Origin of the sequence: Methylobacterium terrae (assembly GCF_003173755.1) — a bacterium.
GTDB lineage: Bacteria > Pseudomonadota > Alphaproteobacteria > Rhizobiales > Beijerinckiaceae > Methylobacterium > Methylobacterium terrae.
The window spans coordinates 2,830,428-2,842,373 of sequence record NZ_CP029553.1 but is presented as its reverse complement, the minus strand read 5'-3'; the positions used below and the strand labels follow the sequence as shown (position 1 = coordinate 2,842,373).

The 11,946-nt window shown below is 72.2% G+C and carries 14 protein-coding genes; 7 read left to right on the top strand and 7 right to left on the bottom strand.

The window, feature by feature from the left end:
- The first annotated feature begins 76 nt into the window (after positions 1–76).
- Positions 77–1,318, top strand: a complete 1,242-nt coding sequence (locus DK419_RS12885) for a KpsE/RkpR family capsule polysaccharide export protein (RefSeq protein WP_109959426.1) — start codon at positions 77–79, stop codon at positions 1,316–1,318.
- Between the two features lie 66 nt (positions 1,319–1,384).
- Complete coding sequence (locus DK419_RS12880) at positions 1,385–2,611, top strand: MFS transporter (RefSeq protein ID WP_109959425.1); 1,227 nt, start codon at positions 1,385–1,387, stop codon at positions 2,609–2,611.
- On the opposite strand, the gene DK419_RS12875 is transcribed toward DK419_RS12880, so the two are convergent.
- The 5 genes from DK419_RS12875 to DK419_RS12855 all read right to left on the bottom strand — a co-directional run bounded on the left by DK419_RS12875 (position 2,604) and on the right by DK419_RS12855 (position 6,022).
- Positions 2,604–2,843: a hypothetical protein gene (locus DK419_RS12875; RefSeq protein WP_109959424.1), complete on the bottom strand. Its 240-nt coding sequence runs from the start codon at positions 2,841–2,843 to the stop codon at positions 2,604–2,606. The two genes, DK419_RS12880 and DK419_RS12875, sit on opposite strands and share 8 nt — an antisense overlap.
- A gap of 107 nt (positions 2,844–2,950) precedes the next feature.
- Positions 2,951–3,562, bottom strand: a complete 612-nt coding sequence (locus DK419_RS12870; protein ID WP_109959423.1) for an ATP-dependent Clp protease proteolytic subunit — start codon at positions 3,560–3,562, stop codon at positions 2,951–2,953.
- A gap of 46 nt (positions 3,563–3,608) precedes the next feature.
- Entirely contained in the window at positions 3,609–3,965 is a 357-nt protein-coding gene (locus tag DK419_RS12865; RefSeq protein WP_109959422.1) for an SRPBCC family protein, read from the bottom strand.
- The gene (locus DK419_RS12860; RefSeq protein WP_109959421.1) at positions 3,962–4,276 is read right to left on the bottom strand and encodes an ArsR/SmtB family transcription factor; all 315 of its coding nucleotides are present in this window, start codon (positions 4,274–4,276) and stop codon (positions 3,962–3,964) included. The genes DK419_RS12865 and DK419_RS12860 overlap by 4 nt, the downstream gene beginning before the upstream one ends.
- A 324-nt stretch (positions 4,277–4,600) precedes the next feature.
- Positions 4,601–6,022, bottom strand: coding sequence for a TAXI family TRAP transporter solute-binding subunit (locus DK419_RS12855; protein ID WP_109959420.1), 1,422 nt, complete (start codon positions 6,020–6,022; stop codon positions 4,601–4,603).
- 48 nt (positions 6,023–6,070) lie between these two features.
- On the opposite strand from DK419_RS12855, the gene DK419_RS12850 reads away from it, so the two are divergent.
- Together DK419_RS12850 and DK419_RS12845 are read left to right on the top strand one after the other, a co-directional pair.
- Positions 6,071–6,640 carry a regulatory protein RecX gene (locus DK419_RS12850; RefSeq protein ID WP_425352669.1) on the top strand — a complete coding sequence of 190 codons (570 nt, stop codon included), beginning with the start codon at positions 6,071–6,073 and terminating at the stop codon, positions 6,638–6,640.
- 82 nt (positions 6,641–6,722) lie between these two features.
- Positions 6,723–7,148, top strand: coding sequence for an OsmC family protein (locus DK419_RS12845; protein WP_109959419.1), 426 nt, complete (start codon positions 6,723–6,725; stop codon positions 7,146–7,148).
- 42 nt (positions 7,149–7,190) lie between these two features.
- Here DK419_RS12845 and DK419_RS12840 read toward each other — a convergent pair whose 3' ends face one another.
- The gene (locus DK419_RS12840) at positions 7,191–8,192 is read right to left on the bottom strand and encodes a 2-hydroxyacid dehydrogenase (protein WP_109959418.1); all 1,002 of its coding nucleotides are present in this window, start codon (positions 8,190–8,192) and stop codon (positions 7,191–7,193) included.
- Between the two features lie 286 nt (positions 8,193–8,478).
- Between DK419_RS12840 and DK419_RS12835 the strand changes: the two genes are divergently transcribed.
- Positions 8,479–9,105: an SH3 domain-containing protein gene (locus DK419_RS12835; RefSeq protein ID WP_109959417.1), complete on the top strand. Its 627-nt coding sequence runs from the start codon at positions 8,479–8,481 to the stop codon at positions 9,103–9,105.
- Positions 9,106–9,228: 123 nt separating this feature from the next.
- On the opposite strand, the gene irrA is transcribed toward DK419_RS12835, so the two are convergent.
- Positions 9,229–9,729: an iron response transcriptional regulator IrrA gene (gene irrA / locus DK419_RS12830; RefSeq protein WP_048430708.1), complete on the bottom strand. Its 501-nt coding sequence runs from the start codon at positions 9,727–9,729 to the stop codon at positions 9,229–9,231.
- Positions 9,730–9,963: 234 nt separating this feature from the next.
- Here irrA and fabA point away from each other — a divergent pair, with 234 nt between their 5' ends.
- Together fabA and fabB are read left to right on the top strand one after the other, a co-directional pair.
- On the top strand, positions 9,964–10,518 hold the full coding sequence (gene fabA, locus DK419_RS12825; protein WP_109959416.1) for a 3-hydroxyacyl-[acyl-carrier-protein] dehydratase FabA: 555 nt from the start codon (positions 9,964–9,966) through the stop codon (positions 10,516–10,518).
- A gap of 187 nt (positions 10,519–10,705) precedes the next feature.
- Complete coding sequence (fabB, locus tag DK419_RS12820) at positions 10,706–11,932, top strand: beta-ketoacyl-ACP synthase I (RefSeq protein ID WP_109959415.1); 1,227 nt, start codon at positions 10,706–10,708, stop codon at positions 11,930–11,932.
- The last annotated feature ends 14 nt before the right edge of the window (positions 11,933–11,946 follow it).

Genomic DNA, 11,946 nt, shown 5'->3' with positions numbered 1-11,946 from the left:
CTCCCGATCTCCCCGTGTTCCCTGCCGGACGGCGCGCCCCGCGCCCCGGCTCCGCCCTCAGCCGGAACTCTCCGCCATGACGATCGACGCCCGCAATCCGGAAGGCAAGGCGCTCAGCCCCGCCGACCGTTCCCGGTTGATCGGCGAGGCCCTGCGGCAGGCGGCGCGGGTGTCGCGCTTCTCGAACCCGAACAAGAGCACGATCCGGACGATCCGGGCGCAGCGGCGCCGGGACATCGTCACCCCGCTCCTATGCCTGTTCCTGTTCGTGCTCCCGTCCGTGGGCAGCACCGCGTTCTTCGGCTTCTACCTGTCGGACCGCTACGTGACCGAGGCGCGCTTCGCCCTGCGGCCGGCGATCGGCGGAGCCGAGAAGGCGACGCCCGACGCGGTCGGCACCACCTCGAGCGTCCCAGCCCAGATGATCGCCCAGGATTCGATGATCGTCGGCGAGTACATCAAGAGCCGGACGATGGTCGAGGTGCTCGAGCGCACCCTGCCGCTGCGGCAGATGTTCTCGCGCGACGACATCGACCGCTATTCCCGCTTCGATCCGGAGAAGCCGGTCGAGAAGCTCGCCCGCTACTGGAGCGAGCGGGTCAAGGTCGGCGTCGAGTCGTCCGGCCTGATCGAGGTCACGGTCAACGCCTTCGATCCCGACGATTCGCTCAAGCTGACCCGGGCGGTGCTCGGCGAGAGCGAGCGGCTGGTCAACCAGCTCACGGAACGGGCCCGCAACGACGCCCTGGCGGAGAGCGAGCGCGAGATGAAGCGCGCCGAGGAGCGGCTGACCAAGCTGCACCTCGCGGTGCGCGACCTGCGCAACCGCGACGGGGTGCTCGACGCCCAGAAGACCAACGAAGCCAACCTGAAGGTGATCGCGGAGATCCGCACCCAGCGGATCAACCTGGCGGTCAAGCTCAGCCTGCTCCAGCGCGACCTGCGCGACGACAGCCGCGGCGTCCAGGATATCAAGGCGCAGATCGCGCAGCTCGACGACACCATCGCCCGCATCGAGCGCGAGGCCGCCAACCAGGACCCGGCGCAGCGCCGGGTGCTCTCGGCCACGCTCACCAAGTTCGAGGAGCTGGACGCCGAGCGCAAGACCGCCGAGAAGTACTACGCCGCGACGATCGCCGCGCGGGAGCGCTCGCGGATGATCGCCGACCGGCAGATCGAGTTCTTCAGCATGATCGTCGAGCCGGTCCGGGCGGAATCGTCCCAGCAGCCGCGGCGCACGCTCTTCATCGCCATTTCGGTCGCGGTCTCGGCCCTCGCCTTCGGCCTCGCGGTCCTGACCCGCAAGCTCCTCGCCTGACCCCGGCCCCGGGGCGGCCCCTCCCCCAGCTTCCCGCCGCTCAGGTCCGGCGGGCACGGAACGACCATGCTCTCCCCCGCCCCGTCCGGCTGGACGCTCTTCCGCAATCGCGACTTCCGGCTCTTCGGCGGCGCCCGCTTCCTCACCGGCCTCGCCTACCAGATGCAGGCGGTGGCTGTGGGGTGGTTCGTCTACGATCTCACCCGCAGCGCGCTGGCGCTCGGCTTCGTCGGGCTCGCGAGCTTCGCGCCGGCGATGCTCGGGGCGCTGATCACCGGCCACGTCGCCGACACCTACGACCGGCGACGGGTCGCGGCGATCGCCTACGGGCTGCTGGCGATGTCCGGCCTCGCCCTGATGGCGCTCGCCGCCCACGGAGCGGCGCCGGTCTGGCCGGTCTACGCCCTCATGGTGATCGTCGGCACCGCCCGCGCCTTCGCCAACCCGGCGAGCCAGGCGCTGCTGCCGACGCTGGTGCCGCGCGAGCAGTTCGGCAGCGCCATCGCCCTCAACTCCTCGCTCTGGCAGAGCGCGTCCGTCACCGGCCCGGCGCTGGGCGGCCTGCTCTACGCCCTCGGGCCCGCGGTGGTGTTCGGCCTCGCGGCGGCCTGTTTCGGCCTCGCCGCGGCGAGCGTCATCGGCATCCGGCCGCGGCCCGCCGCGAGCACCACCCGGCCGGCCGTGACCTGGTCCACCCTGCTCGCCGGCCTCACCTACATCCGCTCGCAGCCGGTGGTGCTCGGCGCCATCACCCTCGACCTCGTGGCGGTGCTGCTCGGCGGCGCCACCGCCCTGCTGCCGATCTTCGCCCAGGAGGTGCTGTTCGTCGGTCCCCTCGGCCTCGGGCTCCTGCGCAGCATGCCGGCGCTCGGCTCGGTCGCGACCGCGATCGTCCTCGCTCAGCGTCCCCTCACCCGCCGGGTCGGGCCGCGCCTCCTGATCGCCGTCGGGGTGTTCGGCCTCGCCACGGTGGGCTTCGGCCTCTCGACCTCGCTGCCCCTCTCCATGGCCTGCCTGTTCGTCACCGGCGCGGCCGACATGGTCAGCGTCTACGTGCGCCAGAGCCTCGTCCAGGGCGAGACGCCGGACGCGATGCGCGGCCGGGTCGCGGCGGTCAACACCGTGTTCATCGGCGCCTCGAACGAGCTCGGCGAGTTCGAATCCGGCGCGCTCGCGGCCTTCATCGGGGCGGTGCCGGCGGTGGTGGTCGGCGGCGTGGCGACGCTGGCGGTGGCGGCCCTGTGGGGCCGGCTGTTTCCGGCCCTGCGGCGGCGGGACCACCTCATCACCTGAGGCCTGCGCGCGGGACCGGAGCAGTCTTCGACGAAGTGGAGCCCGGTTCGTCGAGAGACCGTGCTGCGAAGTCAAAGACCGGGAGCGCCTCCGTGACGCCGGCGTGGTCCCGGCCCGGTCCACCGTGCGGCATGAGGAGCGTCGGCTTCTCGCGCATGGCGTCGCCGTCCGGCACGAGGCCGAAGTTCGCGACATCCACGAAGAGCCGCACGCCGCTCACGGAGACGGGCATCGTGACGATCCTCGACGTGATCGGGCACGCGCGCCGACGCGCTGTCCGGGCCTGGTTTTCCGCGGCAATGCGGCCGCCGCAGGCTCGGCCCTGTTAGGTCATGCCGCCTACGCGAGGCCGCCCGTCCGCGCCGGGGGAAGGATGCGGTCGACGAGGCCCCAGTCGAGCGCCTCCTCCGCCGTCATGAAGCGGTCGCGGTCCATGGCGCGCTCGAACTCCTCGTAGGACCGCCCGCAATGCTCGGCGTAGAGCCGCGTCATGCGCTGCTTGGTTCGCAGCGTCTCCTGGGCGTGGATGAGGATGTCGGATGCCTGTCCCTTGTATCCCCCGAGCGGCTGGTGGACGAGGATGCTGGCGTTGGGCAGCACGGCCCGCTCCCCGGGCTCGCCGGCCATCAGCAGGAACGAGCCCATCGAGTAGGCCATCCCCATGCACAGCGTGTGCACCGGCGCGCGGATGTGGCGCATGGTGTCGTACATGGCAAAGCCGCTCGTGACGACGCCGCCCGGCGAGTTGATGTAGAGGTGGATCGGCCTCGTCGGGTTCTCCGCCTCCAGGAACAGGAGCTGGGCGCAGACCAGCGTCGAGACCGCGTCGTTCACCTCTCCGTTGAGGAAGACGATGCGCTCGCGCAGGAGGCGGGAATAGATGTCGAAGGACCGCTCCCCGCGGCTGGACTGCTCGACGACCATGGGGACGAGTTGCATCGTGTCGCGCATCGGCGACCTCCGATCTTTCGGGGATTGAGCGTTGAGACGAGCCGCGTCAGGCGGCGCGCAGCAAGGGTGCGTTGCCGTTCGCGGCGGCTTTCGTCGGGTGCGCGAACCGGGCATCCGTCAGTTCATGAACGACGCGCAGGCAGGTGCCGCCCGTGCCGTTCGGGGCGATGCGGAACGTCACCGTGCTCTCGAGATGCGGCGGGGCGGCCTCGCGCATCCGGTAGCTGACCTCTTCCCCGGGCGTGACGGCGACCGGTTCGGGCGCGGCCAGCGCCGCCCCGGGCAGCCAGTGCTCCCGAAGCGCCGGGATGCTGACCGCGCGCCAGACCTTCTCGGGCGGCTCGCCTAGCTCGTAGGTCTGATCGATTCCGGGGCCGGGCTCGTCGCACGCCGCGTCGCTCACTGGTCCATCTCCTTCAGCACGGCCTTGAGCGCGTCGATGCGGGCGGGCCAGTAGGCGCGGTACTTCGCCAGCCACTGCGCGATGAGCGCCACCCCTTCCGGATCGACGTCGTAGTTCACGAACCGACCCTGCCGCTCCTCGCGCACGAGCCCGGCGCCCCGCAGCACGGCGAGGTGCTGGGACATCGCCGGCTGGCTGATCGCCATGCCCTGGCGGAGTGCGCTGGCGTTCATGCGCCCGTGCGCGAGCTTCTCGAAGATCGCGCGTCGGGTGGGGTCCGCCAGGGCCCGGAAGATGTCGTCCTCGACCATGGCAATAGATAAGCAGACACTTATGTGAAGCGCAAGCCCGGAATCATGCCGCGAGGCGCGGGACGCGCGCGTCCCGTCCGCAATGTCCGGGTGCAGCGGATGCTGGAAGCTCGCCGGTCAGGCGACCGCCCGCCGGCCGCCGCCAGCCGATCGTGGACGCCCCCGACGGGCCGACGCGTCCGTCAGGGTACCGGCGAACGAGATCGAGATCGGAGACCGGCCGATTTCGGCCTTCCTCAAGCATCCGGCCGGGGTGCTCTCGCCCGAGGCACCCTCGCCCAACGCGCCCTCGCGATGATGACCGACCTTACGAACCCTTGGGCGTCAAACCCCGCCCGCCGGATGCAGCGACAGGACCCGCCCCGTCCGCTCCCGCATCGGCGTCCCGTCGCGCCGGCAATCGGCCACCGCGGCGCGTGCGGCGTCGACCGCCAGGATCAGGGCGCTCATCGTGCGGATGTCGGTGGAATGGGCGCGCGCGTGGCGCACCACGTCGATGACGAGGCCGTCGATCTCGACCGCCAGGGCCTCGAGGGCGGCCGGGTCCTGCGTCGCCCGCGCCTCCATCAGGATCGCCAGCAGGCGATCGAGGACGGCGTCGACGCGGGCGCGCTGCTCGCGGGCGAGGCGCTGGCCGAGCCAGGCCACCGCCGAGCCGAGGCCGCCGCCGAAGAACGCCACCAGGTAGACCCAGTCCTCGTAGCGCTGGAGGAAGGTCTGCTGCTCGCGCTCGTAATAGTCGACGGCGCCCGGATGGATCGGCAGGCGGGCGCTCGTCGCCTCTGCGGCGCTGTCGAAGTCGGGCGCCTTCATCAGGTTGGCGGTCGGCACCATCGCGGCGAGGCGCGAGCGCAGCTCGAACAGGTGCTGGGTCACGCTCGCGGCGGTGTCGCGGCTCAACGAGGCGCGGGCCATCAGCCGGTAGGAGGCGCCGACGGTCTTGACGTCCTCGTCCGGCCGCTTCGGCCGCCCCCCGAAGGTGCCGGCCGCGATGGTTACGGCCTGCAGTTCCGGCAGGCGCTGCACGATCGCCTCGCCGTCGGGAATCGCCACGATCGTCGCGCCGCGGCCGGGCGTGGCGGCCTCCACCGCCTGCACCACCTGGGCGGCGGCCTTCGTCGAGGGCGCGGCGATCACCGCGGCGGCGTCGATCCGGTGCTCGGCGAGCGCCGCCGCGACCTCGGCGGCCCTGAGCGGCACCAGGGCGACGCTGCCGGCGGCGGCCGGCCCCGCGCCGCCGGGATCGGCCGCGGCCGGCGCGCTGCCTGCGGGCGCCGGCGTCAGGGCGTAGTAGGCGAGGAGGCTCGCGACGAGCGGCTGGTCGGCGCCGTGATGGGCGACGAGGCCGAGCCGCTTGCCGGCGAGGTCCGGGAAGGCCTGGATGCCGGAATCCGGGGGAGCGGCCACCACCAGGGCCTCGTCGTGCAGCACCGCGAGGGTCAACCCGTTCTCGGGCAGGCGCACGTCGGGCCGCACCACCGCGAGGTCGGCCCGGCCGCTCTGGAGGGCCGCGGCGCTGTCGCGCACGTCGTCGTAGTGCACGACCTTCAGGCGTATATCCTCGCGGGCGCGGGCGAGCGCGTCGGCATAGGCCTGGATCAGGTGGGATTCGACCCGGTCGCGCGGGCCCACCGCGACCCGCAAGGTCGTCGGCCGCGACAGGTAGAGCACCGCGCCGGCCACCGCCCCGAGGGCGAGGGCCACCAGGAGGAAGAAGGATTCACGCTTGTGCAGAAACGCCGGCATCACCCCTCGCACGGGCCCGGGGCGGACGCCCCCGCCGGGACGGAGGCGATCCGGGACGTCGCCGATCAACCCGGCCGCGATGGCGGTTTGAGGGCGGCGCGGCCGATCACCCCGGCCTATCTCGAGCGGGCGGCCCTGTACTACCTGGAGCGCTACGGCGCCTCGGCGGAGATGCTGCGCCGGGTGCTGAAGCGCCGGGTCGAGACCCGCTGCCGCCTGCGCGGCGAGGCGCCGGACGATTTCTCGGAAATGGTCGAGGCGACGGTCGCCCGGGCGCTCGGCGCCGGCCTCGTCGACGACGCCGCCTTCGCATCCGCCAAGGTGCGCTCCTTGCGCCGCCGCGGCGGCTCGGCGCGGGCGATCGGCGCAAAGCTCGCCGCCAAGGGCGTCGACCGCGACACCGTGGGCGCCGCGCTCGCCGGGGAGGAAGAGGGGGGCGAGGACGAGGCCGCCCGCGCCTATGCCAGGCGCCGCCGCCTCGGGCCGTACCGGCAGCCCGCCGCCCGGGCCGCCGCCCGCGAGCGCGACCTCGCCGTGATGGCGCGGGCCGGGTTCTCGTTCACCCTCGCCCGACGGGTGATCGATGCCGAGACCGAGGATGATCTTCTCGGACCGTGACCTACCTGTGGCCCGGAGCGGGCGCCGGGACGGCGCCGCCGCGTTCGGGGCCGGGTCGGCCTCCAAATCACGGGAGACGAGCATGAACCGCAAGGCGAACGCCGTTTGGCAGGGCAGCGGCAAGGACGGCAAGGGCCAGCTGACGACCCAGTCGGGCGTGCTGTCGAGCAACCCCTACGGCTTCAACACCCGCTTCGAGAACGAGCCGGGCACCAACCCCGAGGAGCTGATCGCAGCGGCCCATGCCGGCTGCTTCACCATGGCGCTGGCCTTCCAGCTCCAGGGCGCCGGCTTCACCGCCGACGAGCTGCGCACGGAGGCCGTGGTGAGCCTGGAGAAGGACGGCGACGGCTTCACCATCACGGCCTCGGCCCTGACCCTGACGGCCAGGATCCCGGGCATCGACCAGGCGAAGTTCGACGAGCTCGCCGGGGTCGCCGAGAAAAACTGCCCGGTCTCGAAGGTGCTCAACGCCAAGATCAGCCTGAAGGCGACGCTTCAGGGCTGAGACGCGCGGAGGCGCCCGGCCTCGCGGCCGGGCGCGCCCGCCTCACAGCATGCTGGGCAGGATCCGGTCCGGCGGCCGGTGGCCGTCGAGGAAGGTCTTGATGTTGATGATGACCTTCTCGCCCATGTCGACGCGGCTCTCGTGGGTGGCCGAGCCCATGTGGGGCAGCAGCACGACCTTGCCGGCCTTGGCCAGCTTGACGAGGCGCGGGCTCACCGCCGGCTCCTGCTCGAACACGTCGAGGCCGGCGCCCGCGATGTCGCCGACCTCGATCAGGCGGGCGAGCGCGGTCTCGTCGATCACCTCGCCGCGGGCGGTGTTGACCACCACCGCCTCGGGCTTGAGCAGCTTCAGGCGCCGGGCCGAGAGCAGGTGGTAGGTGGCCGGGGTGTGCGGGCAGTTGACCGACACGATGTCGACCCGCGCCAGCATCTGGTCGAGGGACTCCCAGTAGGTCGCCTCGAGGTCGCTCTCGATCCGGGCGCCGACGCGGCGGCGGTTGTGGTAGTGGATCGAGAGGCCGAAGGCCTTGGCGCGCCGCGCCAGCGCCTGGCCGATGCGGCCCATGCCGACGATGCCGAGGCGCTTGCCGGTGATGCGGCGGCCGAGCATCCAGGTCGGCGACCAGCCGCCGGTCCAGGCGTCGTCCGGGATGATCCGGGCGCCCTCGGTGACCCGGCGCGCCACCGAGAGGATCAGCGCCATGGTCATGTCGGCAGTGTCCTCGGTCAGCACGCCCGGCGTGTTGGTGACCGTGATGCCGCGCTGGAGCGCCACCCCGACGTCGATGTGGTCGACGCCGTTGCCGAAATTGGCGATCAGGCGCAGGTTCGGCCCGGCCTGGGCGAGGAGCGAGGCGTCGATCTCGTCCGTGACCGTCGGCACCAGCACGTCGGCCTCCTGCAGGGCCTGCGCCAGGGCGCCGCCCGTCAGGGGCGTATCCTCGTGGTTGAGGCGCGCGTCGAACAATTCGCGCATCCGCGTCTCCACGACGTCCGGCAGGCGCCGGGTGACCACCACGAGCGGCTTGCGCTTCAACGACATGACCCCTCCCTCGCCCGCGGACGGCCCCGATTCCGGCCGGCCCGCGCGACACGCGACGCGACGCTTAGCGCCGCACGATAGGCGACGCGGCGACCCGACGAAAAGCCCCGCCTTCGTGCAGGCCACAGGCGTCGTTACGCCCCGTTAACCATGCGTCGGCGATAGGGGCGGTTACGCACCCCTCGATCCGGCCGGGGCCCGACGTCCGGCGGCTTCTCTAGCAGAGGCCGACCGGAAGACAATCCGCGCCGCGGCCCGCGCGCCACCGGATGGGAGACCGATCGTGATGCTCCACCCGCGCCAGATCCCCGCCACTCTCCGTTCGGCCACGCTCCTGCCCGCCCTGCTCTCGGCCGCCCTGCTCTCGGCCACCCTGGTCCTCGCCGGGCCGGCGGCCGCCGCGCCGCCCGCCCCGGCCGCCAATCCCGCCCCCGGCGAGATCGGCGTCACGATCGGTCCGGCGACGAAGCTGCCGCTGCCGCGCTACGTCAGCCTGAAGACCGACCGGGTGAACCTGCGCGAGGGGCCGTCCAAGGACCACCGCACCCTGTGGGTGTTCCAGCGCGCCGGCCTGCCGGTCGAGATCATCGCCGAGTACGAGACCTGGCGCCGCATTCGCGATTCCGAGGGCACCGAGGGCTGGGTGCTGCACTCCCTGCTGTCGGGCCGGCGCACCGCCGTGGTGCTCAACCGCGGTGCCGACAAGGGCGCGCCGGTGCCGCTTTACGACCGGGCCGATGCAGGCAGCGGCGTCGTGGCCCAGCTCCAGGCCGGGGTGATCGCCAGCGTGAAGACCTGCGACAAGACCTGGTGCCGCCTCATCGTGGCGCTGCCGCAGAAGCGCGGCGACGTCGACGGCTACATGCGCCAGGACCGGCTCTGGGGCGTCTACCCGGACGAGAAGGTGGAGTGACGCGGGAGCCGGGCGGGTCGCACCGCCCTGTCTCCGGTCCACGCGAAACGAGAAGGCCCGCGCTCCGGGCAGGAGCGCGGGCCTTCTCGAAAGCGTGCGAGAAGACTTGGGAACGGCTCGGTGTCAGGCCCGGCCGGTCCGGCGGCGCAGGCGCACGATCACCTCGACGCCGGCGATCTCCATGCCCTCGGGGGCCTGGGGCAGCGAATCGACGGTGATGCCGCAATCCGGCATGTCGAGCACCTGTCCCTCCTCCTCCAGGAAGAAGTGGTGGTGCTCGCTCGGGTTGGTGTCGAAATAGGCCTTGGAGCCGTCGAGCGCGAGCTGGCGCAGCAGGCCGGCCTCGGTGAACTGGTGCAGCGTGTTGTAGACGGTCGCGAGCGAGACCGGGACCTTCGCCCGCATCGCCTCGTCGTACAGCATCTCGGCGGTGAGGTGACGGTCGCCCTTGCCGAACAGCAGCCAGCCGAGGGACAGGCGCTGCCGGGTCGGCCGCAGGCCGGCGCGGCGCAGACGGTCGCGCAGCTCCGAGAGCGGGCAGCCGCGCCGCTGACCGGCGGCGCCGGTCTCGAGGGCCGGGACGCGGGCGCCGAGCACGGCGCGCAGGGGCGACAGATCGTTCATCAGCGGAACTATCGACTCGTTAGACGGCGACAATGATAAGCGCCGTTATAGGCGTCCCGCCCCCGCCCCGCAACCCGACCGCGGCCGTCGAGGCGCAGATCAGAAGCGTTACAGACTAGGGCCTTCGGTCGGCTTTGAACAGTCCCGGGGCCTGTGTTAACGAGGCGCCACCCCGCCGCTTCCGGTACCCTGCGGTACGTCGGCGGCATCGCACACGAGGAATTCGCCCCGCACATGTCCGCCGACCAGACCTCCGCCCCCGACGCCCCGAGCCGGCCCTCGCACTTCTCCTACGAGGACCTGCTGGCCTGCGGCCGCGGCGAGATGTTCGGCGTCGGCAACGCCCAGCTGCCGCTGCCGCCGATGCTGATGTTCGACCGCATCACCTCGATCGGCCGCGACGGCGGCGCCTACGGCAAGGGCCACGTCGTGGCCGAGCTCGACGTGCGGCCCGATCTCTGGTTCTTCCCCTGCCACTTCCAGGGCGACCCCGTGATGCCGGGCTGCCTCGGCCTCGACGCCCTGTGGCAGATGGTGGGCTTCCACCTCGGCTGGCTCGGCTCCGCGGGCCGCGGCCGGGCGCTCGGCGTCGGCGAGGTGAAGCTCGCCGGCCAGGTGCTGCCGAGCGTCAAGAAAGTGGTCTACGGCGTCGACCTGAAGCGGGTGCGCCAGGGCCGCCTGGTGCTGGGCATCGCCGACGGCTGGCTCGAGGCCGACGGCGAGCGCGTCTACGAGGCCAAGGACCTGCGCGTCGGCCTGTTCCAGGCTGCGGCCCCCGCGGGCGGCTGAAGCCCCGGCACCGGTCCCGCCCTGTGCGGGCTCTGAGGCCCGCCGGGTGCGGGCGAAGGCCCGCCGGGACCCTTTCCCCCGGTGGGCGGTTGAGATTGCGGCATCGAGCGCCTAGGTGACACCCGCGTGGCGAGAACGCCCGCGGGCGCACGTTCCCACGGCGCCGCTCCGGAGGGTTCCGACGATCATGAGGCGTGTGGCGATCACCGGGATGGGCATCGTCTCGTCCATCGGCAATTCCACCCAGGAGGTGCTGGCGTCCCTGCGCGAGGCGCGGTCCGGCATCTCGCGCGCCGAGGACTTCGCGGCCCACGGCTTCCGCAGCCAGGTCCAGGGCGCGCCCACCCTCGACGCGGAGGAGGTCGTGGACCGGCGCGCGATGCGCTTCCACGGCGGCGGCACCGCCTGGAACCACGTCGCGATGGAGCAGGCGATCCGCGATGCCGGCCTCGAGCAGGCCGAGGTCTCTCACGAGCGCACCGGCATCATCATGGGCTCGGGCGGTCCCTCGACCCGGGCGCTCGTCGAGGCGGCCGACATCGCCCGCGCCAAGGGGCCGAAGCGCGTCGGACCCTTCGCGGTGCCGAAGGCGATGTCCTCGACGGCGTCGGCGACGCTGGCGACCTGGTTCAAGATCCGGGGCGTGAACTACTCGATCTCGTCGGCCTGCGCGACCTCGAACCACTGCATCGGCAACGCCGCCGAGATCATCCAGGGCGGGCGCCAGGACATCATCTTCGCCGGCGGCTGCGAGGAGCTGGACTGGACCCTGTCGGTCCTGTTCGACGCCATGGGGGCGATGTCCTCGAAGTACAACGACACCCCCTCGCGGGCCTCGCGCGCCTACGACAAGGCGCGGGACGGCTTCGTCATCGCGGGCGGCGCCGGCGTGCTGGTGCTGGAGGAGCTGGAGCATGCCCGCGCCCGCGGCGCGCGCATCTACGGCGAGGTCGCGGGCTACGGTGCCACCTCGGACGGCCACGACATGGTGGCGCCGTCCGGCGAGGGCGCGGTGCGCTGCATGCGCCAGGCGATCGAGGGCCTGAAGGGCGCGAAGATCGACTACATCAATCCCCACGCGACCTCGACCCCCGTCGGCGACGACAAGGAGATCGAGGCGATCCGCGAGGTGTTCGGGACCGGCGAGTCCTGCCCGCCGATCGCCGCCACCAAGTCGCTGACCGGCCACTCGCTCGGCGCCACCGGCGTGCAGGAGGCGATCTACTCGCTGCTGATGATGAACAACGGCTTCATCTGCGAGAGCGCCCACATCGACGAGCTCGACCCGGCCTTCGCCGACATGCCGATCCTGCGCGCCCGCAAGGACGACGCGACGCTCGGCCACGTGCTCAGCAACTCGTTCGGCTTCGGCGGCACCAACGCCACGCTGGTGCTCAAGCACGTCGACGCCTGATACCCCCGCCGCGG